The sequence below is a fragment of the Amycolatopsis sp. lyj-346 genome (assembly GCF_046548975.1).
Classification (GTDB): Bacteria; Actinomycetota; Actinomycetes; order Mycobacteriales; family Pseudonocardiaceae; genus Amycolatopsis.
The window spans coordinates 143,347-167,312 of sequence record NZ_JAJPWT010000003.1; the positions used below are offsets into that span (position 1 = coordinate 143,347).

Annotated in this window: 22 protein-coding genes and 1 pseudogene; 16 read left to right on the top strand and 7 right to left on the bottom strand. The window is 72.0% G+C overall.

Annotation, left to right across the window (positions count from 1 at the left end):
- Positions 1–4: 4 nt before the first annotated feature.
- On the bottom strand, positions 5–1,840 hold the full coding sequence (locus tag ACLJQE_RS12280; RefSeq protein ID WP_410639307.1) for a glycoside hydrolase family 9 protein: 1,836 nt from the start codon (positions 1,838–1,840) through the stop codon (positions 5–7).
- Between the two features lie 119 nt (positions 1,841–1,959).
- Here ACLJQE_RS12280 and ACLJQE_RS12285 point away from each other — a divergent pair, with 119 nt between their 5' ends.
- From ACLJQE_RS12285 to ACLJQE_RS12305, 5 genes and pseudogenes are all read left to right on the top strand, one after another.
- On the top strand, positions 1,960–3,246 hold the full coding sequence (locus ACLJQE_RS12285; RefSeq protein WP_410639308.1) for a helix-turn-helix domain-containing protein: 1,287 nt from the start codon (positions 1,960–1,962) through the stop codon (positions 3,244–3,246).
- A gap of 633 nt (positions 3,247–3,879) precedes the next feature.
- Positions 3,880–5,145 (top strand): helix-turn-helix domain-containing protein, encoded by a 1,266-nt coding sequence (locus tag ACLJQE_RS12290; protein ID WP_410639309.1) that lies wholly within the window; start codon positions 3,880–3,882, stop codon positions 5,143–5,145.
- 310 nt (positions 5,146–5,455) lie between these two features.
- The gene (locus ACLJQE_RS12295) at positions 5,456–7,720 is read left to right on the top strand and encodes a M4 family metallopeptidase (RefSeq protein ID WP_410639310.1); all 2,265 of its coding nucleotides are present in this window, start codon (positions 5,456–5,458) and stop codon (positions 7,718–7,720) included.
- A 78-nt stretch (positions 7,721–7,798) separates the two neighbouring features.
- A complete protein-coding gene (locus tag ACLJQE_RS12300) occupies positions 7,799–9,403 on the top strand; it encodes a M28 family peptidase (RefSeq protein WP_410639311.1) in 1,605 nt (534 codons plus the stop codon).
- A 144-nt stretch (positions 9,404–9,547) separates the two neighbouring features.
- Positions 9,548–10,591, top strand: a pseudogene (locus ACLJQE_RS12305) (chitinase).
- Here the strand turns inward: ACLJQE_RS12305 and ACLJQE_RS12310 are convergent.
- Positions 10,588–11,403, bottom strand: a complete 816-nt coding sequence (locus ACLJQE_RS12310; protein ID WP_410639312.1) for a DUF3152 domain-containing protein — start codon at positions 11,401–11,403, stop codon at positions 10,588–10,590. The pseudogene ACLJQE_RS12305 and the gene ACLJQE_RS12310 overlap by 4 nt on opposite strands.
- Positions 11,404–11,662: 259 nt before the next feature.
- Positions 11,663–12,733, bottom strand: a complete 1,071-nt coding sequence (gene dapE / locus ACLJQE_RS12315; RefSeq protein WP_410639313.1) for a succinyl-diaminopimelate desuccinylase — start codon at positions 12,731–12,733, stop codon at positions 11,663–11,665.
- A 23-nt stretch (positions 12,734–12,756) separates the two neighbouring features.
- Here dapE and ACLJQE_RS12320 point away from each other — a divergent pair, with 23 nt between their 5' ends.
- From ACLJQE_RS12320 to ACLJQE_RS12330, 3 genes are read left to right on the top strand one after another with little or no spacing between them, the layout of a single operon-like run.
- Positions 12,757–13,188, top strand: coding sequence for a hypothetical protein (locus ACLJQE_RS12320; RefSeq protein ID WP_410639314.1), 432 nt, complete (start codon positions 12,757–12,759; stop codon positions 13,186–13,188).
- A 28-nt stretch (positions 13,189–13,216) separates the two neighbouring features.
- Positions 13,217–14,209 (top strand): 2,3,4,5-tetrahydropyridine-2,6-dicarboxylate N-succinyltransferase, encoded by a 993-nt coding sequence (gene dapD / locus ACLJQE_RS12325; protein ID WP_410639315.1) that lies wholly within the window; start codon positions 13,217–13,219, stop codon positions 14,207–14,209.
- 28 nt (positions 14,210–14,237) lie between these two features.
- Positions 14,238–15,170, top strand: a complete 933-nt coding sequence (locus tag ACLJQE_RS12330; protein WP_410639316.1) for a CHAD domain-containing protein — start codon at positions 14,238–14,240, stop codon at positions 15,168–15,170.
- Positions 15,171–15,196: 26 nt separating this feature from the next.
- Here the strand turns inward: ACLJQE_RS12330 and ACLJQE_RS12335 are convergent, their stop codons facing one another.
- Positions 15,197–16,603 (bottom strand): FAD-dependent monooxygenase, encoded by a 1,407-nt coding sequence (locus ACLJQE_RS12335; protein WP_410639317.1) that lies wholly within the window; start codon positions 16,601–16,603, stop codon positions 15,197–15,199.
- Between the two features lie 81 nt (positions 16,604–16,684).
- Here ACLJQE_RS12335 and ACLJQE_RS12340 point away from each other — a divergent pair, with 81 nt between their 5' ends.
- On the top strand, positions 16,685–17,302 hold the full coding sequence (locus ACLJQE_RS12340) for a TetR/AcrR family transcriptional regulator (protein WP_410639318.1): 618 nt from the start codon (positions 16,685–16,687) through the stop codon (positions 17,300–17,302).
- On the opposite strand, the gene dapC is transcribed toward ACLJQE_RS12340, so the two are convergent.
- From dapC to ACLJQE_RS12355, 3 genes are all read right to left on the bottom strand, one after another.
- Positions 17,296–18,387: a succinyldiaminopimelate transaminase gene (gene dapC, locus ACLJQE_RS12345; RefSeq protein WP_410639319.1), complete on the bottom strand. Its 1,092-nt coding sequence runs from the start codon at positions 18,385–18,387 to the stop codon at positions 17,296–17,298. The genes ACLJQE_RS12340 and dapC overlap by 7 nt on opposite strands.
- The gene (gene fdxA, locus ACLJQE_RS12350) at positions 18,384–18,704 is read right to left on the bottom strand and encodes a ferredoxin (RefSeq protein WP_003083029.1); all 321 of its coding nucleotides are present in this window, start codon (positions 18,702–18,704) and stop codon (positions 18,384–18,386) included. The genes dapC and fdxA overlap by 4 nt, the downstream gene beginning before the upstream one ends.
- Positions 18,705–18,828: 124 nt before the next feature.
- A complete protein-coding gene (locus tag ACLJQE_RS12355) occupies positions 18,829–19,011 on the bottom strand; it encodes a hypothetical protein (protein ID WP_410639320.1) in 183 nt (60 codons plus the stop codon).
- A gap of 58 nt (positions 19,012–19,069) precedes the next feature.
- On the opposite strand from ACLJQE_RS12355, the gene ACLJQE_RS12360 reads away from it, so the two are divergent.
- From ACLJQE_RS12360 to ACLJQE_RS12390, 7 genes are read left to right on the top strand one after another with little or no spacing between them, the layout of a single operon-like run.
- Positions 19,070–19,861, top strand: a complete 792-nt coding sequence (locus ACLJQE_RS12360; protein WP_410639321.1) for a GNAT family N-acetyltransferase — start codon at positions 19,070–19,072, stop codon at positions 19,859–19,861.
- On the top strand, positions 19,858–20,847 hold the full coding sequence (gene cofD / locus ACLJQE_RS12365; RefSeq protein ID WP_410639322.1) for a 2-phospho-L-lactate transferase: 990 nt from the start codon (positions 19,858–19,860) through the stop codon (positions 20,845–20,847). The genes ACLJQE_RS12360 and cofD overlap by 4 nt, the downstream gene beginning before the upstream one ends.
- Positions 20,783–22,186 (top strand): coenzyme F420-0:L-glutamate ligase, encoded by a 1,404-nt coding sequence (locus tag ACLJQE_RS12370; RefSeq protein WP_410639323.1) that lies wholly within the window; start codon positions 20,783–20,785, stop codon positions 22,184–22,186. The genes cofD and ACLJQE_RS12370 overlap by 65 nt, the downstream gene beginning before the upstream one ends.
- On the top strand, positions 22,183–22,728 hold the full coding sequence (locus ACLJQE_RS12375; protein WP_410639324.1) for an NUDIX hydrolase: 546 nt from the start codon (positions 22,183–22,185) through the stop codon (positions 22,726–22,728). The genes ACLJQE_RS12370 and ACLJQE_RS12375 overlap by 4 nt, the downstream gene beginning before the upstream one ends.
- 27 nt (positions 22,729–22,755) lie before the next feature.
- Complete coding sequence (locus ACLJQE_RS12380; RefSeq protein ID WP_410639325.1) at positions 22,756–23,253, top strand: hypothetical protein; 498 nt, start codon at positions 22,756–22,758, stop codon at positions 23,251–23,253.
- A complete protein-coding gene (locus ACLJQE_RS12385; protein WP_410639326.1) occupies positions 23,250–23,615 on the top strand; it encodes a GntR family transcriptional regulator in 366 nt (121 codons plus the stop codon). Before ACLJQE_RS12380 ends, ACLJQE_RS12385 begins: the two co-directional genes overlap by 4 nt.
- Positions 23,615–23,944 (top strand): hypothetical protein, encoded by a 330-nt coding sequence (locus ACLJQE_RS12390; RefSeq protein ID WP_410639327.1) that lies wholly within the window; start codon positions 23,615–23,617, stop codon positions 23,942–23,944. Before ACLJQE_RS12385 ends, ACLJQE_RS12390 begins: the two co-directional genes overlap by 1 nt.
- Positions 23,945–23,966: the final 22 nt, after the last annotated feature.

The window sequence follows — 23,966 nt, forward strand, 5'->3', positions numbered from 1 at the left end:
CATGCTACGGCCTTCCCGCCAGCGAGAATGCGAGAAGCGCGGTAGAGGTGAAGTCAATGGCGGGCTCGTTACTGGGCCATGAACTCAAGTCGTCGGCGTAGCGGCTTCCCTGGCCGTCGAAGGATTCATACGGACGGGTGCATTCCTTCGCCCCCGCCGGGAACGGCAGGTCGGCGAAGTTGTCCGCGCCGTTGGGGCCGTTGACGACCGCGCCGAAGAGCACTTTCGAAGGTCCGGCAAGGTTCGCGGCCTGGTGGTGCGGGCACTGCGGGAACGTCGTGCCGGCACCGACCACGAGCGACACGCCCCAGGCGTTGGCGCCGAGGGTGAAGTTCCGTTGCCGCGCGCCGAACGCGGCGTACCGCGCATCGCCGGTGACGCGCTGGTAGAGCCGCGCGGTCGCGGCGAAGCCGAAGCTCTTGCTGGCGGCGTCGAAGTCGGTGACGGCGACGGCCGTCCGGAATGGACTCGTCTTCGCCGCGGCGACCCCGGAGTCGAGCTGGCGCCGGAGGTCGGCGGCCAGTTCGCGGACGCCGAGCGCCGCGCCCGGGACACCGGTGCGCAGCAGGACGGCCAGGTCGGCGTGGGCGAGCGCGCTGGTGTCGTAGAGGTTCAACGTGCTCGTGTCGCCGCTGCCGATGTAGGCCTTCGCCCACTTCGCCGCGTCGCGGGCCCAGCCGTTCGCACGCGGGTCCCGCAAGGCCCGCGCCGCCAGGGCGAGCTGCGTCGCGCCCAGCTCCAGGTCGTCCTCCCACGACGATTCCGGGTAGTAGGCGTGCGGGAACGCGGTGACGAGCTCGCCGACGTCCGCCGTCTTGGCCTGCGCGAAGACGGCCGCCGCCTCGGCGAGGTAGTGGCGGGCGAGCCGCGGGTCGCGGTGGGCGTACACCTGCGCGCCCAGCGCGAACGCGGCCGCGACCCGGCCGGCGAGGTTCGGGGACAGCGGCGCGCCCGCCGGGGCCGCGGGGAACACCGGCCGGTGCTTGACGAAGTAGGCCGGGTCGCCGGGCTTGACGGCGAGGGCGTCGTCGTCCTGCGGGTTGCGCCAGACGTCGTGGTCGCCGAGGAAGCCGAACTCCTCGCTGCCCGTGCCGATGCCGACCTGGGCGTAGAGCGTCCGGGTGCGGCCGTCCCAGACCTTGTCGAGCCAGTCGAGGCCGAAGCGGACCTCCTTCGCCAGCACCGGATCGGAGTCCTCGCGCAGTACGAAACCCAGCTCGGCCAGCGAATACGCGGTGTTGGACGTGAACTTGACGAAGTCGCCGGCGTCGAACCAGCCGCCTTCGACGTCGACCGGGCCGCCCTGCGGTTTCAGCGGTTCGACGATCTCGTCGCCGCCTGCACCGGCGAACTTCGGCTCCGCGTAGACGGTCGCCGTCCGGTCGGCCAGGTGCGACGGCTTGCGGTCGAGCCGGCCGGGGATGACGTCGTGGCCGTCGCGCTGGGCCTGGAAGAACTCGGTGGCGGCCCGCACGAGCGGGCGGAACAGCCGTCGCGCGGTGTCGATCCGGAAGGGTGGCGACGTCGCGCCCGCCGCCTTGACCCGATAGGTGCCTGGTCTCTCCAAAGTGGACAGATCGAGGTCGAACACCGCCGGGTAGCGCGCGTTCCAGGCGCCGAGGCTGGCGCCGGTGCGGCCCTGGCGAACGGGGTGCCCGCGTTCGTCGACGACGGTGAACGTGCCCGGTGCGCCGCCGAGCAGGTACGCGTGCTTCGCCTCGCCCAGCGCGTAGCCGACTTGGTCGACCCGTACCTCCGCCGGCGTGGTGGCGGCCTCGGCCGGGATCGCGGCGAGGGGCACGGCGAGCGCGGCCGCCGTCGCGAGGGGAAGCAGGCGCATGATCGGCCTCCGCTTTGTTAGGAAAGTTTCCTATTTAGCGGAGAACGCTAGCCCGCCCACCCCGGAGCGTCAATATGTCCGTTTCCGCAGTGGCCGCACCGATGACCTACCGTGGGGAGATGACCAGCGCCCCCACCGAACCGCTCGGCGCGCGGATCCGGCGGCTGCGCACCGAGCGCGGGTGGACCCAGCGCGAGCTGGCCGAGCCCGGGTACGACCGGGGTTTCCTGGCGAAGGTCGAGACCGGCAGCCGTCCGCCGTCGGAGGAGATGCTGGCGTACCTGGCGCAGCGGCTCGGCCTGACCGTCGACGAGCTGCGGTTCGGCCGCCCGCCCGGCGTCGCCGACGAGCTGCGCGCGGCGCTGGACGAGGGCTACCGCGACCTGGAGCAGGGCCGGATCGCCGCCGCGGAGGAGCGGTTCGCCGCCGCGGGCAAGCAGGCGGCGGGCTACCACCTCGACGACGTCGAGTGTTACGCGCGGTTCTGCCAGGCCGAGGTGAAGTGGCAGCTCTTCGACGTTTCGGGCGCGCAGCGGGCGCTGGAGCACGCGGAGGAACTGGCCGGGGCGGCACCGCCGTGGCTGCGGGCGATGATCGTGCACCGGTGGTCGGGCTGCCGGTTCCAGCGCGGCGACGCCGGCACGGCGATCGCGCGCGTCGAGGCCGAGCTGGCGGCCCGGCCGTCCGACCCGGACGCCGAGTTGTGCCTGCTCACGGCGTTGATCCACCCCTTGGTGGAGATGGGCGGCCTGCACCGCGCCCGCCGCGCGGCCGAGGACGGACGGCGGCTGGCGCGGGCGGCGACGCGGCCGGACTTCGTCGCGCGCTTCCACCGACAGGCGTCACAGGTGTGGCAGGCGACCGGCCACGCGGACCGGGCGGACAAGGACCTGACCGAGGCGTGCCGGCTGTTCGCGTCGGTGGGGTTCGACCGCGACGCGGCCCGCTGCCGCTGGGCGCGCGGCTACCTGCTGCGTCACCTGGGCCGGCTGGACGAGGCCCGCGCGGAACTGACGGCCGCCCGCGACCAGCTGGCGGCGATCGGCGCGGAGGAGGGCTTCGCCGGGGCGACGCTCGAGCTGGCCGAGGTCCGGCTCCGGCAGGGGGCACCGGACGAGGCGGCGTCGCTCGTCGCCGAGGTCCGGGAGCTGCTGTCCCGCGACGTCGAGTCCCTGGGCGAGGCGACGAGCCTGCTCGGCCAGATCGCCTCGGCCCAAGGGGACGTCGAGACGGCGACCCGGCTGCTGCGCGAGGCCTTCGAGATCCAGACGCGGGCGTCCCTGCACGGCGCGGCGGCGTCGACGGCCCTGCGGCTCGGGGACACGCTCCGGCACCGTGGTCACCTCGGCGACGCGGTCGAGGCCTACCGGCGCGGCCTGGACTCGGCGGCAGGCACCGAGCCGTAACGGACCAGCGGGGGCAGTGGTCCGGACCAGACCGGTTCCCTACGAAAGTTGGGTGAATTGGTTCAGACCACGACGTTCTATGCACACCACCTGCAGTTTCCCGCCGATCGCGGAGATCTTCCCGAACGGCCACTGCTCTGTTCGGCCCATTGACCTGTGGGCGGGTGGAACCTTTACTCGGACGCGTCCGGCGCAATAACACCAGTTACTCCGCCGGGCACACGTCTTCGGAAAGGTCCCCATGAGATCCCCACGTGGGCCGGCGATCCCGGCCGCCGCCGCTCCCGCACCTCCCGCCGCCACCCCGCCCGCGGCGCTCGCCGCCCGCGCCGCCGATCAGGCCGCCCTCAACGGCGCCGACCGGCTCGCGAAGGGCACCGGGGAGGCCTTCGCCCGCACCGGAGTCACCCCGGGTGGCGGCGGGCTCTACACCGAAGCCGCGCACACCACTCCCAGCACCGTGGACACGCAACGGCGACCACCCGGATCACCCCGTGGGCCGTGTGGAGCGACGCCGACGCCCGCAACTTTCATAGGGAAAGTGACGTTTTTCGGGGCTGGTGGGACTCGTGGGGCTGAGGGGGTGTTGAGCGCGCGGCTTACCCTGGATGTCCACGGCGGAAAGGCACCTGTGTGAGCGAGAGCGTCGGCGAACGCCTGCGTGAGCTGCGCACCGAACGCGGGCTCACGCAGCGCGAACTCGCCGGGCCGCAGTACTCCGCGGCGTACGTGTCGTCAGTCGAGACCGGCGCGCGGACGCCGTCGGGGGACGCGCTGCGGTTCTTCGCCCAGCAGCTCGGCATCGACCCGGACGAACTGCTCGGCGGCCGGTCCCCGCGCGAGCTGATCGAACTGGACCTCGAGCTGATCGAGACGGCGGAACGGTTCCTGAACGGCGACGCCCGCCGGGCGACCCCGCGGATGCAGCGGATCCGGCGCCGCGCCGAGCGGCTGGACCGGCCGCGGCAGGCCGGGATCGCGCTGCTGTGGCTGGCCGGGTATTCGACCGGCGACGTCCGCACCAAGTACGTCTCGGACGCCGAAACGGCCCTGTCGGGCGAGCCGCCGCCGGTGCGGGCGATGGTCGTGCCGCTGCGCGCGGCGGTGCTGACCGCCTGGGGCGAGGTGCAGTACTCGGTGCACCTGCTGGAAACCTGCCACGCCGAACTGCTGCGCGACGGCTACCCGCAGCCGTCGATGCTGCTGACGCTGCGGGCCTGCCTGGCCGAACGGCACCTGCGCCAGGGCGACCTGGAGCGGGCGGCCGAATACGCCGATTCGGCGTTGCGGCTCACCCGGGGTGGCCCGGCGGTGCTCGCGGAGCTGACCCGCAGCCACGTCGAGGTCTGCCGCAGCCACCTGGCGGCGGACCGGTTCGCCGACGCCGCCGCGTCGGTCGCCGCGGCCTACGACGTCATGCAGGAACGGGCCCTGCACCCGGCGATGGCGTACTGCCTGCTGGCCAGGGCCCGGATCCGCGGCCGCTCGGGTGACGTCGAGGGCGCGCTGGCCGACCTCGGCGCGGCCCGGGAGACGGCGTGGCCGGACGACGTGCCGTCGATCACCGTCGAGCTCGCCGCGGAGTACCTCGCGGCGGGCCGGCTGGAGACGGCGGCGGCGCTGCTCGACCAGATCCGGCCGTCGGTCGTGGCGGGCACGCCGCTGGCCGCCGAGCTGCGGCTGCAGCTGGGTTCCCTGGCCAGGGCCCGCGGCGACGTCCGCCGCGCGGCCGAGGACCTGCGGGCCGCCGTCGAGCTCGCCACCGGCCTGGGCGCCCGCGGGGTGCTGGTCCGCGCACTGCGGCCGTTGAGCGAGCTGCTCGACGAGACCGGGAAGCAGGCGGAAGCGGCCGACGTGCTGCGGAACGGGCTCATCGCGCTGGGCGCGGAAGCCGGCTGAAGCGGTTCTGAGCGGTACTAACGAATCCCGTTGATCGAGATCGTCCGGCGTTCGGATGGTGTCGCCGACAATCCCTACGAAAGTCGTTCCGGCGCGGAACGTGGCGAGAATCCCCTGCTGTAGCGGGGTTTGCACGAATTGATCCCCGAATCCCGAACGTACTGTTGGTCCGTTCGGCGCATTGACGGCCCGATCCGCTGATCCTTTACTCGGATGCGTCCGGACGCATACCTCCTGTTAGCACCCCGGACACGTCTCCCCCTTTCCCCTTACCGGACCTCGATTCTGCCTTCATGGAAGGACGACCTCGATGACCCATCGTGGGTTCAGCACGGGCTTGGCGGCTGCCGCCGGGCTCGCCATGACACTCGCGCTACCGGTGACCCCGGCGAGCGCAGCGTCTCAAGCACAGCCCGCCGCCCCGGAAGCGGCCGCCGCCCGTGCCGCCGACCAGGCGGCCGCCAGCGGTCTCGACGCCCTGCGCCGCGGCGCGGGCGAATCGTTCCAGCGCATCGGCCTGACCGCCGGTGGGGCCGGTCTCTTCTACGGCGCTTACCAGCGCACCTACCAAGGCCTGCGGGTCGTGGGCGGGGACGCGGTGGTCGTCGCCGACGGCGCCGGCCGCGTCCGCGGCACCGAAGCCGCGGAAACCGCGCCGATCTCCGTCGGGACGCAGGCGCTGGTCGACGCGGCGAAGGCCACCGCCACCGCGCGCGCTCAACTGCCCACTGTGGACAGTGTGAGCACGCCGGAGAAGGTGGTGCTGGCCGGGGCGAGCCCGAAGCTGGCCTACGAGGTCGTCGTCGCCGGGCGCACCGCCACGGCGCCGAGCAACCTGCACGTGTTCGTCGACGCGGCGACCGGTGCGGTGCTCGACAAGCGGGACGACGTCCGCACGTTCGACTCGGGGGTGAAGCGGCAGGCCCAGCCCGCCACGGTGAACGTCGCCGGCACCGGCAACAGCTACTACGTCGGCAACGTCTCCATCGACACCACGCAGTCCGGCAGCACGTACACCATGCGCGACCCGGCCCGCACGAACCTCAGCTGCGGCCGCGAAGGCGGATCCGTCTACAGCGGCCCGGACAACAACTGGGGCAACGGCTCCGGCACCGACCTCGAAACCGCCTGCGTCGACACGCTGTTCGGTGCCCAGGCCGAGTGGAAGATGCTGGCGGAGTGGCTGGGCCGCAACGGCATCAACGGCAACGGCGGCGGCTACCCGGCGTCGGTGGGCCTCAACGACGTCAACGCCTACTGGAACGGCTCGTCGACGCACTTCGGCCACTCGCAGGACAACCAGCGCCAGGTCACCCCGATCGACGTCGTCGCACACGAGTACGGGCACGCCATCTTCCAGACCACCCCGGGTGGCGCGGGTTCCGGCAACGAGAACGGCGGCCTCAACGAGTCGACCGGTGACATCTTCGGCGCACTGACCGAGGCGTACGCCAACAACGCCAAGGACACCCCGGACTACGAGGTCGGCGAGGGCGTCAACCTGGTCGGCCAGGGCCCGATCCGCTACATGTACCAGCCGTCCAAGGTCGGCGACCCGAACTGCTACTCGTCGTCGATCCCGAGCACCGAGGTGCACGCCGCGGCCGGCCCGCAGAACCACTGGTTCTACCTGCTCGCCGAGGGCTCGAACCCGGGTGGCGGCAAGCCCGCCAGCCCGACGTGCAACAGCTCGACGGTGACCGGCATCGGCATCCAGAAGGCCGGCAAGATCTTCTACAACGGCCTGCTGAAGAAGACCTCGTCGTGGAACCACAAGGCCGCCCGCAAGGCGACCCTCGAAGCCGCGATCGCGCTCTACCCGGGCAGCTGCGCCGAGTACAACGCGACGAAGGCCGCGTGGGACGCCGTCTCGGTCACCACCGCCACCGGTGAGCCCACCTCGTGCAGCGGCGGCGGGCCGGACTTCTCGGTCGCGCTGAACCCGGCTTCGGGTTCCGTGCAGCCGGGCGCCTCGGCGACCACGACGATCAGCACCGCGATCACCTCGGGCGCGGCGCAGTCGATCACGCTGTCCGCCTCGGGCCTGCCCGCCGGCGCGACGGCGACGTTCAGCCCGGCCACCGTGCAGTCGGGCGGCTCCTCGACGCTGACCATCGCGACTTCCGCGTCGACCCCCACCGGCACCTTCCCGATCACCATCACCGCCGACGGGGCCAGCACCGACCACACCGCGACGTACGCGCTGACCGTGGGCACCACCTCGTCGTGCGCGCCGGTGACCAACTCGACCCGCCTGAACATCCCGGACTACCCGGCAAGCGCGGTCAACAGCACCAGCACCATCAGCGGCTGTGCCCGCAACGCGTCCGGCACCACCAAGGTCGAAGTCCACATCACCCACACCTACCGCGGTGACCTCGTCCTCGACCTCATCGCCCCGGACGGCACCGCCTACCGCCTGAAGAACTCCAGCAGCGACTCCGCCGACAACATCGACACCACCTACACCGTCAACGCCTCCACCGAAACCGCCAACGGCAACTGGCAACTCCGCATCCGCGACGTCGGCCCCGCCGACACCGGCTACCTCTCCACCTGGACCCTCACCGTCTAACCCACCCCCGGGGCGGAGCTTTCACGTGAAAGCTCCGCCCCGGTTCTTTTTCCCCACCCACCGAAGGAATTCACCGCCATGAAGTGGAAGAGCAAACTCGGCGCCGGGGTCACCGCCCTGGCCGCCGTGCTGGGTGTCGTCACCGCGCCGGCGGCCACCGCCGCACCCGCCACGGCGCTCGCCGCGCCGGACATCTCGCTGGCCAACGTCAAGGCCCACCTCAACCAGCTGCAGACCATCGCGGACAACAACGGCGGGACGCGTTCGCCCCGCGGCGGTGGCTACGCGGCCTCGGTGTCCTATGTGGAAAACCTGCTGAAGAACGCCGGCTACACGACGACCCGGCAGACGTGCACCGGCTGCATCGGCCAGTCGCAGAACCTGATCGCCGAGTGGCCGCAGGGCGACGCGAGCCAGGTCATCATGCTCGGCGCGCACCTCGACAGTGTCAACTCGGGCCCCGGCATCAACGACAACGGCTCGGGCAGCGCGTCGATCCTCGAGGTCGCGCTGACGCTGGCCCGGACCAACCCGGCGATGGCCAAGCGCGTCCGGTTCGGCTGGTGGGCCGACGAGGAGTCGGGCCTGGTCGGCTCGAAGCACTACGTCAACAACCTGCCGAGCACCGAGCGCACGAAGATCAAGACCTACCTCAACTTCGACATGATCGGCTCGAAGAACTGGGGCTACTTCGTCTACGACGACGTCGCTTCGGTCAAGGCGGTCTTCGACGAGTACTTCACCTCCATCGGCATCCCGACCGAGGGCGACCGAGAAGGCGACGGCCGGTCCGACCACGCGTCGTTCAAGAGCGCGGGCATCCCGGTCGGCGGACTGGCCACCGGCGCCGGCGCCATCAAGAGCTCTTCGCAGGCGCAGAAGTGGGGCGGCACCGCGAACGCGGCGTTCGACAACTGCTACCACAGCGCCTGCGACACGATCTCCAACATCCCGGACGCGCCGCTGGAGAAGAACGGCGACGCCATCGCCTACGCGCTCTGGAAGCTGGCCGTCGGCACGCCGCAGGGCAACGACTTCTCCGTGACGCTGAACCCGGCGTCCGGGACCGTCCAACCCGGACAGTCGCTGCAGGTGGCCGTCAGCACCGCGACGACGTCCGGCTCGGCGCAGTCGATTTCTCTCTCCGCCTCGGGCCTGCCCGCCGGCGCGACCGCGACGTTCAGCCCGGCCACCGTGCAGTCGGGCGGCTCCTCGACGCTGACCATCGCGACGTCCGCGTCGACCCCCACCGGCAGCTTCCCGATCACGGTGACCGCGGACGGCGCGAACGCCGACCACACGGCGTCGTTCTCCCTCGGCGTCGGCAGCTCGTCGTGCGCGCCGGTGACCAACTCGACCCGCCTGAACATCCCGGACTACCCGGCAAGCGCGGTCAACAGCACCAGCACCATCAGCGGCTGTGCCCGCAACGCGTCCGGCACCACCAAGGTCGAAGTCCACATCACCCACACCTACCGCGGTGACCTCGTCCTCGACCTCGTCGCCCCGGACGGCACCGCCTACCGCCTGAAGAACTCCAGCAGCGACTCCGCCGACAACATCGACACCACCTACACCGTCAACGCCTCCACCGAAGCCGCCAACGGCAACTGGCAGCTCCGCATCCGCGACGTCGGACCGGCCGACACCGGTTACCTCTCCACCTGGACCCTCACCGTCTAACCCACCCCGAGGGCGGCACTTTCACGTGAAAGTGCCGCCCTTGAGTTGTCTAGACCACCCGATCGTAGGTAGTCACCGGTTCCCCGCGGCGCTTATGTTGGGCGGACACGCCGCGTTCGCCCTTCAACGACGATGGGAGCCGGTATGTCCGGTCGTTTGTGCGCAACCCTGCTGGCCACCGTGCTGGCCCTCCCCCTGTTCGTGACAGCTCCCGCGCAAGGGGCGGTGCAGGCCGACACGTGCGCGGTGAAATCGCGGCCCGCGGGCAAAGTCCTGCAGGGCTACTGGGAAAACTGGGACGGCGCCGCGAACGGCGTCCACCCGGGAATGGGCTGAATCCCGATCACCGACAGCCGCATGGCCCAGCACGGCTACAACGTCGTCAACGCCGCCTTCCCGGTGATCCGCTCCGACGGCACCGTGTTGTGGGAGAACGGGATGGACGCCGGGGTGAAGGTGTCCACGCCGGCCGAGATGTGCGCGGCAAAGGCCGCGGGCGCGACGCTCCTGCTGTCCATCGGCGGCGCGGCGGCCGGGATCGACCTGTCGTCGGCGGCGGTGGCCGACCGGTTCGTCGCCACGGTCGTGCCGATCCTGAAGCAGTACAACTTCGACGGGATCGACATCGACATCGAGACCGGGCTCGTCGGCAGCGGGAACATCAAGACGCTCTCGGCGTCGCAGAGCAACCTGATCCGCATCATCGACGGCGTCCTCGCGCGGATGCCGTCGAACTTCGGGCTGACGATGGCGCCCGAGACCGCGTACGTGACCGGCGGCAGCGTCGCCTACGGCTCGATCTGGGGCGCGTACCTGCCGATCATCAAGAAGTACGCGGACAACGGCCGCCTGTGGTGGCTGAACATGCAGTACTACAACGGCTCCATGTACGGCTGCTCCGGCGATTCGTACCAGGCCGGGACCGTGCAGGGTTTCACCGTGCAGACGCAGTGCCTGAACAACGGCCTGGTCGTGCAGGGCACGACGATCCGGGTGCCCTACGACAAGCAGGTCCCGGGCCTGCCCGCCCAGCCCGGCGCCGGTGGCGGCTACCTGTCGCCGAGCCTGGTTTCCCAGGCGTGGCGGTCGGTTCCGGGCCTGAAGGGCCTGATGGACTGGTCGATCAACTGGGACGGCTCGAAGGGCTGGACGTTCGGCGACAACGTCAAGTCCCTGCAGGGCCGCTAGGAGGCGCCGGCCGGGATCGGGTCGTCGTACTCGCCCGGCGGGCCGGTGTATTCGCGGCCGCCGCCGTCCGGGAACGGCCACGGGTTCGGGACGCAGCCGTGCAGCCCGAGGGTCTGCTGCTCCATCACCGGCGCCGGCTTGCCGGGGCCGGGGCACAGCTCGTGGCCCTGACCGAGCCGGTGCCCCGTTTCGTGGGTGACCATGTACTGGCGGTAGACCTCGAGCGGGGCGCCGTAGTTCGGGACGGCGTTGGCCCAGCGGGCCACGTTGAGCACGACGTTGCTGCCGTTGCGGCAGGAGGTGTAGCCGTCCGGCGTGCCGCCGCACAGCTTGTCGCGGCTGGCCGGCGTCGCGAGGTAGAGGGTGAAGTCGGCGCTGTCGGCCGGGCCGACCTGCTGCAGCCGCCACTGCCCGCCGGCGGTCCAGCCACGCGGGTCGCCGAGGATGGCGCGGATGTCCTTGGCGAACCCGGCGGGCCCGACGCCGTCGATGTCGGTCTCGATGGCGATCCGGTAGCGCATCAGCCTGCCGCGGCTGCCCGCGATCTCGGCACTGCCCGGGGTGAACATCCACTGACCGGACCCGGTCCGCGGGAAGGTGATGGCGGCCTCGACGGGCGCGCTCTGCGTGACGGGCTGCTCCCGCACGGGTTCCCGCTCGGCCGGCGGCGGCGGGATGGCGGTGGCCTCCCCGATGGCGGTGATGACCGGCCCGGCCGCCGGCGCGGCCATGGGCTGCCGTTCCCCACCGCATCCGCTCACCGCCAGGGCGAGCACGGCCGCGGCCGCGGCTCGTCTCGCGGTTTTCGGCATGGGTCCTCCCGGGTGCGCGGCTTCAGAAGGACATACGGGCCGCGACCGCGAAAAGTTGCCGTGACCTGCGGTCGCGCAGCGTCACCGCAGCTCAGAGCCCGCCCATGTGACGACCGCCACAACGCCCCAAGGCGGCCTTGGGTGCGTTGGGCCTGAACACCACAAGTCCCACCAGTCCCACAAGTCCCAAAAAACGTCACTTTCCCTAGGAAAGATGCGTCTTTGGGCGCACCGAAGGCCACCTTGGGGCGCTGGGGGCTCAGGTCAGGAACTTGCGGAGGACTTCCGTCACCTGGCGGATCTCCGCCGTCCGGACGTTTTCCTGCTTCGTGTGCGCCAGCGTCGGGTTGCCCGGGCCGAAGTTCACCGCCGGCATGCCGCGGGCCGCGAAGCGCGCCACGTCGGTCCAGCCCAGCTTGGCCGCCGCGCGGCCGCCGGCCGCCGCCACCAGTTCCGCCGCCGCCGGGGCCGACAAACCCGGCAGCGCGCCCGGCGAAAGGTCCACAACGGACAGTTCGAAACCGTCGAATACCTCGCGCAGGTGGCGCTCGGCCGCCGCCGCGTCGCGGTCCGGGGCGAAGCGGTGGTTCACCGTCAGCACGGCCGCGTCCGGGACGACGTTGCCGGCCACGCCGCCGCTGATCGAAGTCGCCTGGAGACCCTCGCGGTAGGTGAGGCCGTCGATGTCGACGATGCGCGGCGTGTACTCCGCCAGCCGTCGCAGCGGCTCGGCCAGCGCGTGGATCGCGTTCTCGCCCATCCACGCCCGCGCGGTGTGCGCCCGCGTCCCGGAAAGACGCAGCTCGACGCGCATGGTGCCCTGGCAGCCGGCCTCGATCACGCCGTTCGACGGCTCGCCGACGATCGCCAGGTCGCCGGCCAGCCACTCGGGCAGCTCGCGCTCGATCCGGCCGAGGCCGTTCTTGACCGCTTCGACCTCTTCGTTGTCGTAGAAGACGAACGTGACGTCGTGCTTGGGCGAGGGCAGCGTCGCCGCCAGGTGCAGGAAGACCGCGTCGCCGCCCTTCATGTCGACCGTGCCGAGGCCGTGCAGGATCTCTTCGTCGCCGGTGCCTTCGCGGCGCGAAGGGAAGTTGCCGTTCTCCGGCACGGTGTCCAGGTGCCCGGCGAGCACGACCCGCGATCCGCGGCCGAGGTTGGTCCGCGCGAGGACGGCGTCGCCGTTGCGGACGACCTCGAGGTGCGGGGCCTGCGCGCGCAGCGCGTCCGCCACCGCGGTGGCCAGCTCCGCCTCGGCGCCGGACACGCTGAAGGTGTCCACGAGCGCTGCGGTCAGGTCCACGGGGTCGGCGTGCAGGTCGAGGCTCATGACCCGCACGCTACCGTGGGGGTGTGCTTAGGTTCCCGGTCGCCGTGGGCGGCGCGTTGCTGGTCCTGGTCCTGTCGGGCTGCGGGACCGAGGCCGGGCCCACGCCCCCGCGCACCCGCGGCGAGCCCAGCCCGGACGCGCTCCCGACGAAGCTGGCCGCGCTGACCGTCGACCAGTGCCACGCGAGCCCGCGCACCCAGCTGCCGAAGGGCTGTGAGAAGTACGTCACGGAGGTCGCCAACGTGCCGGGCGCGGCCCGCAAGCGCGCGGACGACCGCGACCCGCAGCTGACCGCCGAGGCCGCCAAGCTGGAGCAGGCCGTCGGGGCGTTCCGGAGCGCGGGATGCACGACCGTCCCGGCCGCGGGCGGTCCGTGCTCGCAGGCGCTGGTCGACATCGCCGCCGCCCTTTCGGGCCTGAAGAAGCAGGTAGACGCGCGGCCCACGAGTGGTTGATCCGCGTCACTCCACTACGGTGAGGGCCGTGAGCGAGCAGAGCCCGAACCCCGAAACGACCGGCGCCAGCGGCGTCGGGCTGGCCACCGTCACGACCGACGGGACGGTCCTCGACACCTGGTACCCGCACCCCAAGCTGACCGAGAACGACACGGCCGGCACCCAAGGCACGGAACGCCTGAGCGCGGACGAGGCGAAGGAGCTGCTCGGCGAGGCCGCCGCGGCGCTGCTCGGCGAGGACACCGACCGCGGGGTCGAGGTCGTCGCCGTGCGCACCACGATCGGCAAGCTCGCCGACGCCCCGGCCGACACCCACGACATCTACCTGCGGCTGCACCTGCTCTCGCACCGCCTGGTCCGCCCGCACGGCCAGAACCTCGACGGCCTCTTCGGCCTGCTGGCCAACGTCGTGTGGACCAACCACGGCCCGTGCCCGGTCGAGGGCTTCGAGACGACCCGGCTGCGGCTGCGGGCGCGCGGTGCGGTGACCGTCCACAGCGTCGACAAGTTCCCGCGGATGGTCGACTACGTCCTGCCGTCCGGCGTGCGGATCGGCGACGCGGACCGCGTCCGGCTCGGCGCGCACCTGGCGTCCGGCACGACCGTGATGCACGAGGGCTTCGTCAACTTCAACGCCGGCACGCTCGGCGCGTCGATGGTCGAGGGCCGCATCTCGGCCGGTGTGGTCGTCGGCGACGGCTCGGACGTCGGCGGCGGCGCGTCGATCATGGGCACGCTCTCGGGTGGCGGCAAGGAGACGATCTCGCTGGGCGAACGCTGCCTGATCGGCGCGAACGGCGGCGTCGGGATCTCGCTGGGCGACGACTCGGTCGTCGAGGCGGGCCTGTACGTGACGGCGGGCACGAAGGTCGTCGTCGAGGGCAAGGTCGTCAAGGCCCGCGAGCTCAACGGCATTTCGGGCGCGGTGTTCCGCCGCAACTCGGCGACCGGCGCGGTCGAGGTCGTGCCGCGGACCGGGTCCGGCGTCGAGCTGAACGCGGCACTGCACGCCAACGACTGAGGGCGATCGTTCACCTACCATTCGGGGGGTGACCACCGAATCGCTGCGTCGCACGGCGGCCGAGCTGGGGCTGCCGGACGCGCCCGTCGAAGCGCGTCCGGCCGACCCGGCGGTCCACCACGTGCGGGCCAAGCTCGACCGCGAGATCCGCGCGCTGCTGGCGCACGAACCGGGCACGCGCTCGGGCGCGGACCCGGAGGACCTGCACCAGATGCGCGTGGCGCTGCGGCGGATGCGCAGCGTGCTGAAGCTGTCCGGACGGCTGGTCGGCGACGGCGCCGAGCCGGTGCGCGCGGAGCTGGGCTGGCTCGGCCAGTCCCTCGGCGAGGTCCGCGACTTCGACGTGCTGATCGGGCACCTGCGCGAGGTCATCGCCGGTTTCGAGGTCCGCGACCAGGCGCCGGGCCGCCGCCTGGTGGCGAAGTTCGTCCGTGAGCGCGCCACGGCGAAGCGGCGCCTGACGCGGGCGCTGTCGAGTGCCCGGTATTCGACGTTGCTGCGCGAGGTGAGCCTGCTGACGCGGGCGGAGTTCACTCCGGAGGCCGCCCGCTCGCACGACCTGATCGCGGGCCTGGCGAAGCCGCACCGGAAGCTGGCGAAGGCGGTCCACGCGTTGCCGGCGGACCCTCCGGACGACGACCTGCACGCGTTGCGCATCCACGGCAAGAAGCTGCGTTACGCGGCTGAGCTGGCCCAGACGTCGGCGAAGAAGAAGCAGGCGGCCCGGATCAAGCACCTGCTCAAGGCGACGAAGGACTTCCAGACCGTGCTCGGTGACCACCAGGACGCGGTGCTCGCGGCCGAGCGGATGCGCACGGTCCTGGAGTCGGCGGACGGCCCGATGGGGTTCGTCGCGGGCCGCATCGCCGAGCGCGAGCTGACCCGCCGCGCCGAGGCCCGCGCCACCTGGCGAGCCTCCTGGGCCGCGGTCGACGCGGCCGCGAAGGCCCTCCACGCCTGACCCACCCTGCCCTTCGAACGTCGCCGTCAGGAGATCGACCAGACGTAACCGTCCGGCCGGATGAGCACCCGGCGGCCACCCGAAGCCTCGTAAGCCGCGTACGCGTGGCCGCCCTCGTCGACCAGGTCCGTTCCCGTCGCCACGCTCCCCGCCGGCAGGATCCGGTAGCCCGGAGCCGGGCCGTCGCCGAAGAGCAGTTCCGTCGCGTGCGGGCCGCGGAACAGCTCGAACAGCCGCACCGGCTTGCCGTTCGCGTCCACCAGCGGCGCGTCCGGTGCCCGGTCACCCGGCCGCAGCTGCCCCGTCCCCGGCGGCGACAGCGGGCCACCCCGGTACGTGATGTCCAGCTGCTGCGTGTCCTCGCCACGCCGGTGGGCGTCCTCGTCGCCGTCGACGTACTTCTGCAGCAGGCCCGCCGAGACCCCCAGCACCCGGGCCGCGACCGTGCGCCGTTCGATCTCGTAGCTGTCCAGCAATCCGGGTGAACCGTCCGCGAGCTTCCAGCCCAGGTTGTAGCCGTCCTGGACACCGGTGTTCAGGCCCTGGCCGCCCGTCGGCGGGTGGACGTGCGCCGCGTCGCCGGCGAGGAACACCCGGCCGTCGCGGAAGCGGGCCGCCAAGCGGATGTTCGGGCGCCACACCGTCGACCAGGCCAGGTCGGACAGCCGGACCGTGCCGCCGCTCAGCGTGTCGAGCCGGGCCTGGACCGCGGGCAACGCCGTCTCGACGTCGGTCTCGCCGTCGCCGAGGGCCGCGCCGAACTGGAAGTGCGGGGTGCCCGGCAGCGGGCTGAACACCATGCCGCACATCGGCTCGTCCGGAGTCGCGAACCAGTGGCCGTAGTTGCGGTCGAGGCCCTCGGCCCGGACGTCGCCGAGCAGCATCCGGATCGACTCGTCGGTCGTGCCCTCGAACGCGATCCCCAGCGTCTTGCGCACGAAGCTCTTGCCGCCGTCGGCGCCCACCAGGTACTCCGCACGGACGGTCTCGCCCGTGCTCAGCGTCGCCGTGACGCCGTCGCCGTCCTGTTCGAAGCCGGTCAGCTCGGTCGCGAGCTCGACGCGCACGCCGAACTCGGCCAGCCGGTCGCGCAGGATGCCCTCGGTCTGCGACTGGCCGAGGAACCAGCCGGTCGGGTACGGCTTCGACGGCGTCGGCTCGACCGGGTCGAACATCATCCGCTCGCCGACCACCTCGCCGCCGAGGTGGATCTTGATCGGCACCGGCGCCATGCCCGCGGCCAGCACCGCGTCGAGCACGCCCAGGTCCTCGAAGACCTCCAGCGTGCGCGGCTGCATGCCGTCGCCGCGCGAGCCGGCGAAGTACGTCTCGGCCTTGTCGATGATCCGCACGGCGACGTCGCGCCGCGCCAGTTCGATGGCCAGCGTCAGCCCGGTCGGTCCCGCTCCCGCGATCAGCACCCGTGTGTCCATGCCACCCTCTCAGTGAATCTGAATTCAGTGAATCCGAATTCAGAATGGCGCTGCTAGCGTCCCGTGTCAAGGGAGGTGGCGATGACGGCGACGAGCCGCAAGGAGAAGGCCGCGGAGACCGAGGGGGCGCTCAAGGCCGCGGCCAAGCGCGTCTTCGCCCGGAAGGGCTACCTGAACACGAAGATCACCGACATCACCGCCGAAGCGGGCCGGGCCGCGGGGTCGTTCTACAACCACTTCGCGAGCAAGGAGGAGCTGCTCGAGGCGCTCCTGGCCGACATCGCGGCGTCCGGGGACGAGAGTGCCGAGCGCGCCGACCACCTGGCCGACTTCGGCGATCCGGCGGCCGTGCGCTGGCACGTCAAGCAGTACTGGGACTTCTACCGGGAGAACGCCGCGACCATGCTGGCCCTGCGCCAGGCGGCGATGGTCAGCGAGTCGTTCGCGCGCACGATCGCGCAGTTCGGCGCGTCCCAGGCGGCCGACCTCGACGACCACCTCGCGCACATCACCCGCGCCGGGCTCCGGCTCCCGGCGGAACCCGACCGCTGCGGCATGCTGATGTACAACCTCGTCGACTCGTTCGCGGCGACGTGGCTGCACGGCTCACCGCCGGACTGGGCACCGCCGACCGACGAAGAGGCGGTCGAGATGCTCACCCGGTTCATCTACCGGGGCCTCACCGGCCGGGACTACTGAGTCAGCCGCTCCACGGCGGCGTCGACGCGCTCGTCCGTCGCGGTCAGCGCGACGCGGACGTGTTTGCCGCCCTTCGGGCCGTAGAACGTCCCGGGCGCGACCAGGATCCCGCGGCCGGCCAGCCACCGGACCGTCGTGGCGGCGTCTTCGTCGCGGGTGGCCCACAGGTAGAGCCCCGCTTCGGAGTGGTCGATGCGGAAGCCGTTGTCCAGCAACGCCTTCCGCAGGACGAGCCGGCGGCGGGCGTAGCGCTCGCGTTGTGCGTGCAGGGCCTCGTCGTCGGTCAGCGCGGCGACCATCGCCTCCTGGACCGGGCGCGGCACGATCATGCCCGCGTGCTTGCGGACTTCCAGGAGCTGCTTGATCAGGCGGGGGTCACCGGTCAGGAACCCGGCGCGGTAGCTGGCCAGGTTCGCCGACTTCGACAGCGAGTGCACCGCGATCAGCCCGTCGGTCCGGCCGTCGCAGACGTCCGGGTGCAGCACCGACAGCGGGGCGGACTCCCAGCCGAGCGCCAGGTAGCACTCGTCGGAGACCACGACGACGTCGCGCTCGCGCGCCCACTCGACGACCTTGCGCAGGTGCTCGACCGGCAGCACCCGGCCGGTCGGGTTGGACGGCGAGTTCAGCCAGATCATCGCCGGCTTCTGCGGGCCGAGTGCGGTCAGGCCGTCGGTCCGCAGGATCGACGCGCCCGCCAGCAGCACGCCGACCTCGTACGTCGGATAAGCCAGCTCCGGGATGACGACGACGTCGCCGGGCCCGAAGCCGAGCAACCGCGGCAGCCAGGCCACGGCCTCCTTGGACCCGATCGTCGGCAGCACGGCGTCCGGCTCGATGCCGTCGACGCCGTGACGCCGCGAAAGCGCCCCGCGCGCGGCTTCACGCAGGGCCGGGATGCCGTGGGTGGTCGGGTACCCGGGGATCTCCGAGACCGAGGCCAGCGCCTCGCGGATGCCCTCCGGGACCGGGTCGACCGGCGTGCCGATGGAGAGGTCGACGACCCCGCCGGGATGCGCCTGGGCCGTGGCCTTGACCTCGGCGAGCGAATCCCAGGGGAAGTCGGGCAGGGCGATGCGGTTCATTCGCCCTGCGGGGGCAGCGCCTTGATGAAGGCCGGGTCGTGGGCCGTCTTGCCGACCTTGGACGCACCACCGGGCGAACCGAGCTCGTCGAAGAAGTCGACGTTCGCCTTGGTGTAGTCCGACCAGTTGTCCGGGACGTCGTCCTCGTAGTAGATCGCCTCGACCGGGCAGACCGGCTCGCAGGCGCCGCAGTCGACACACTCGTCCGGATGGATGTACAGCATCCGCTCGCCCTCGTAGATGCAGTCCACGGGGCACTCGTCGATACACGCCTTGTCGAGCACGTCGACGCAGGGCTCGGCGATCACGTAGGTCACTGCGCACTCCCGCATATCTCTGCAAAGACAGTCTCTGCAAACAGCCAGTCGGTGCCGACATTACGCGGCGTCGGCACCCGTTCGGTCGGTGAGGCAAGCCTTAGCCATACTCCGGGTATGGCGCTCACCTCGCCCGGCGGCGCGGGGGCGGGGTGGCCCGGGCGTCACCGGTGATGACGAAGCGCGGCTTGGGGGCTTCGTCTGTGTCGATTTCGGGCTTCTTCTCCCCCACGGCTCGGTTGAACCCTTCGGCGATCTCGTCGACGAGCTTCTCGTTGTGCCGCTCGTCCTTGCGCTGGATACCCACGGTCACCTCCTGCCGAAATCCACTCCGCGACTTTCACCGCCTCCGTCACAATCTAGCGGTGAACGCCCCCGAGACGCTCGAAATCACCTGCAGCAAAGCATGGCAGCCCCTGGTGGAGGATCCCTTGGGTGAGTGGCGCTTGCGCTGGGCCGGCGGCTTCACCGGGCGCGCCAACAGCGCGCTCGCCGTAGGCGACCCCGGCCGCCCGGCCGCCGGGGCCCTGCGCGCGGTGTGTGATTTCGCCCACGACCGGGGCATCGCCCCGATGGTGCAGGTGGTCCGCGACAGCCCGAACGAGCAGGCGATCGCCGCGGCCGGGTGGCTCCCGGCCACCGGCCACGGCGCCGGCCACGAGGTCGTCGTCCTCACCGCCCCGCTCGCCGCCGGACGCATCTTTCCTAGGGAAAGTGACGCCTCCGGCCCCTCGGACGCATCTTTCCTGGGGAAAGTGGCGGATGAGCCGGTGCCGGAGTGGTGGGAGCTGGCGCTGCGGCCGGGCGAGGACTCCCCGGCCGCGCGGCAGGTGCTGACCGGCGGGAAGGTCGGCTACGGCGTCGCGGAGCTCGACGGTGCCGTCGCCGGGGTCGTCCGCGGCGCGCTGGTCGACGACTGGCTGCACGTCGGGCGCCTCGAAGTCGCCCCGGCCCTCCGCCGCCGCGGGCTGGCGTCGGCGCTGATGGGCGCGGTGCAGACCTGGGGCGTGGAACACGGGGCGGCGGGCGCGGTGTTGCAGGTGGCGGAGGGGAACTCGGGCGCGCTCGCGCTCTACGCGGGGCTCGGCTACGCCCCGCACCACAGATACCGGTACTGGGTGCCCGCACCCGGCTCGTGCGAGGATTCGACGTCGTGAAGATCGTGGTAGTGGTCGGCGGAGTGGGCGGGGCCCGTTTCCTGCTGGGTGTGAAGGCAGCGCTGGGCATGCCGGCGGAAGGTTCCGGGGACTCGGAGCACGAGGTGACGGCGCTGGTCAACACCGGCGACGACGTCTGGATGCACGGGCTGCGGATCTGTCCCGACCTGGACACCTGCATGTACACCCTGGGCGGCGGGATCGACTCCGAACGCGGCTGGGGGCATTCGGGCGAGACCTGGGTCGTCAAGGAGGAGCTGGCCGCCTACGGCGCCGAGCCGGACTGGTTCGGGCTCGGCGACAAGGACATCGCCACCCACCTGATCCGCTCGCGGATGCTGCGCGCGGGTTACCCGCTCTCGGCGGTGACCGAGGCCCTGTGCGACCGCTGGCAGCCCGGCGTCCGGCTGCTGCCGATGTCCGACGACCGCGTCGAGACGCACGTCGTGATCGACGACCCGGAGCAGGACGGGCAGCAGAAGGCCGTCCACTTCCAGGAGTGGTGGGTGCGCTACCGCGCCGAGCCGAAGGCGCACTCGATCGTCGCGGTCGGCAACGACGAGGCCAAGCCCGCGCCGGGCGTGCTGGAGGCGCTCAAGGACGCCGACGCCGTGCTGTTCGCGCCGTCGAACCCGGTCGTGTCGGTGGGCACCGTGCTGGGCGTGCCGGGCGTGCGGGACGCGCTGCGCAAAACGTCCGCCGGCGTCGTCGGGGTGTCCCCGATCATCGGCGGCAAGGCGCTGCGCGGGATGGCCGACGCGTGCTTGACCGCGATCGGCGTCGAGACCTCGGCCGAGGCCGTCGGCCGGCACTACGGTTCGCGCAAGGACGGCGGCGTGCTCGACGGCTGGCTGATCGCCGAGGGCGAGACGGCCGACGTACCGGGCGTGACCGTCCGCGACGTCCCGCTGCTGATGTCCGATGTGGACGCGACCGCGGCGATGGCCCGCGCCGCCCTCGACCTGGCTGGAGCCCCCGTTGCCTGACACCGCTGACCACGCTGCCCCCAAGCTGGAGGTCCTGCCCGTCACCGGGCTGCCCGAGTTCCGCCCCGGCGACGACCTGACGGGCGCCATCGCGGCCGCCGCGCCCTGGCTGCGCTCCGGTGACGTGCTGGTCGTGACCAGCAAGATCGTGTCCAAGGCCGAGGGCAGGCTCATCCGCGTGCCCAGCGACCCCGAAGCCCGCGACGCCGAGCGCCGGAAGCTCGTCGAGCAGGAGTCCGTGCGGATCGTCGCGCGGATCGCGCGCACGGTGATCACCCAGAACCACCTGGGGATCGTGCAGGCCGCGTCCGGCATCGACGCGTCCAATGTGGCCGGTGACGAGGTCGCGCTGCTGCCCGCCGACCCGGATGCTTCCGCGCTCGCGCTGCGCAACGGGCTGCGGGAGCGGCTCGGCGTCGAGGTCGCCGTCGTCGTCACCGACACCATGGGCCGGGCCTGGCGGGTCGGGCAGACCGACGCCGCCATCGGCTCGTCCGGGCTGCGTGTGCTGCACGCCTACCGCGGGCAGGTCGACAGCCAGGGCAACGAGCTCGCCGTCACCGAGGTCGCCGTCGCCGACGAGCTCGCCGCGGCCGCCGACCTGGTCAAGGGCAAGCTCGGCGGGACACCGGTCGCGGTCGTGCGCGGGGTCGACATCGTCGACGACGGCTCGACCGCGCGGGACCTGATCCGCCCGCTGGAGGAGGACCTCTTCCGGCTGGGGGCCAACGAAGCCGTCGCCCAGGGCCGCCGCGAGGCCGTCCCCGCCCGGCGTTCGGTGCGGCAGTTCGCGGACGAGCCGGTCTCCCCCACCTCGATCCGGCGGGCGGTGGGCTCCGCGCTGACCGCCCCCGCGCCGCACCACACGCACCCGGTCCGGTTCGTCTGGCTGCGCGATCCCGGCGTCCGGACGAAGCTGCTCGACGCGATGCGCGAATCGTGGCAAGCCGACCTGACCGGGGACGGCTTCACGCCGGAGCAGATCGCGAAGCGGCTCGGCCGGGGCGACATCCTGTACCGGGCCCCCGAAGTCGTCATCCCGTTCCTGGTGCCGGACGGCGCGCACACCTACCGCGACGACCGCCGCAACGAGTGCGAGAAGACCATGTTCACCGTGGCCGGCGGCGCCGCGGTCCAGGGCCTGCTGGTCGCGCTGGCGGCCGAGGGCCTCGGTTCGTGCTGGATCGGGTCGACGATCTTCGCCGCCGACGTCGTCCGGGACGTCCTCGGTCTCGACGAACGCTGGCAGCCGCTCGGCTCGGTCGCGATCGGCGTGCCGCTCACCGAGCCGGAACCGCGCGGACCGGCCCTGGCCGGGGAAGGACTGCTGGAGCTGTGACCCTGCACGCGGACGCCGTCGCGACGCTGGCGTCGTGGCGGCCTGCGATCGCCTCCCAGGAGTCGCTGCGCCAGGCCTTCCTGGGCTTTCTGGCCGCGCGTCCGGACAGCTGTGAGCGGTCCTGCGCGGCCGGGCACCTGACCGCGTCGGCGGTCGTGCTGGACCACACCGGCACCCGGGTGCTGCTGACGCTGCACCCGCGGGTCGGGCGGTGGCTGCAGCTCGGCGGCCACTGCGAGCCGTCGGACGCGTCACTGGCCGGAGCGGCGCTGCGGGAAGCGACCGAGGAGTCGGGGATCTCCGGGCTGCGGATTTCCGCCGCGCCGGTGCACCTCGACGTCCACCCGATCACGTGCTCGCTGGGGGTGCCGACCCGGCACTTCGACGTCCGGTTCGCGGTGCACGCCCCGCCGGGCGCGTCGCCGGTGCGCAGCGACGAGTCCGACGACCTGCGGTGGTGGCCGTCGGACGCGCTCCCGGCCGGTTCGGAGGATCTCGCCGATCTGGTGAAAGCGGCCGTTCCTGTCGGTGCCGGGCACTAACCTGGATCGCGGACAGGGAGGGACCACATGGCTACACAGTTCCCGGAGCGGGTGCACTACCACTCCGGCGGTGGCGGCGACACCGGCGTGTTCGGGTACATCGTGCTCGGGCTGATCATCCTGGGCATCATCGTGTTCGTCATCGCGGTGGCGGTGCGGGTGTCGAAGATGCGCCGCGAAGAGGCGATGAAGAAGAGCGGGCAGTTCCCGCCCAACCCGGGTTTCCCGCCGCAGCAAGGGTTCGCGGGGGCGCCGCAGGGCTTCGCGCCGGCGGGTTCGCAGGGTTTCGCGCAGCCGGGCTTCGCACCGGCCGGGGCTGCGCCGCCGTCGCCGGGATTCGCGCAGCCGGGGTTCGCGCCGCCGTCGCAGCCGGGGTTCGCGCCGGGTTACCCGCCGCCGTCGCAGCAGCAGGGGTACCCGCAGCAGCCGGGGTATCCGCCGGCGCCGCAGCAGTACGCGCCGCAGGGTCCGTCGTTCCCGCAGCAGCCGTTGCCGGGGCCGGGAGCGGGCCCGCAGAGCTGGTGATCGTCCCCTTCGACAGCGGTTCGCCGGTCCCGCCGTACGAGCAGGTCCGGTCCGGGCTCGCGACGCGGATCAACGACCGGAGCCTGGCCGTCGGCACGAAGCTGCCCACGGTCCGCCGGCTCGCGGCCGACCTGGGCATCGCCCCGAACACGGTGGCGCGGGCGTACCGCGAACTGGAGGAAGCGGGCCTGATCGAGACCCGCGGCCGCGCGGGCAGCTTCGTCGCGGCGGCGGGCGACCAGACCCGCCGCCGCGCCCAGCAGGCGGCGGCGGAATACGCGAAGACCACCCGTAAGCTCGGCCTCGACGACGCCGAGGCGCTGTCGATCGTCCGCGCGGCACTCGACGAGGGGAACGGCTGATGCTGAGCGTCCTGACGCTGCTGATCCTGCTGGTGGTGATCGGCGGCGTCGCGGCGGTGGTGCTGCTCGTCGTGAACGGGAACAAGCCGAAGCAGCCGCCGTACCCGCCGCAGTACCCGGGGTACCAGCAACAGCCGGGATATCCGCCGCAGCAGGGCTTTCCCGGGCAGCAAGGTTTTCCCGGGCAGCAGGGTTTTCCGGGGCAGCAGCCGCCGGGTTACCCACCGCAGCAGGGGTATGGCGGGCCGCAGCAGGGTTACCCCGGCCAGCAGCCACCGCCGGGTTTCCCGGGCGAGCAGCCGCCGTACCCGCCCCCGCCGCAGCAGTAGCCAACCGCCGGAAGGCGCCGGC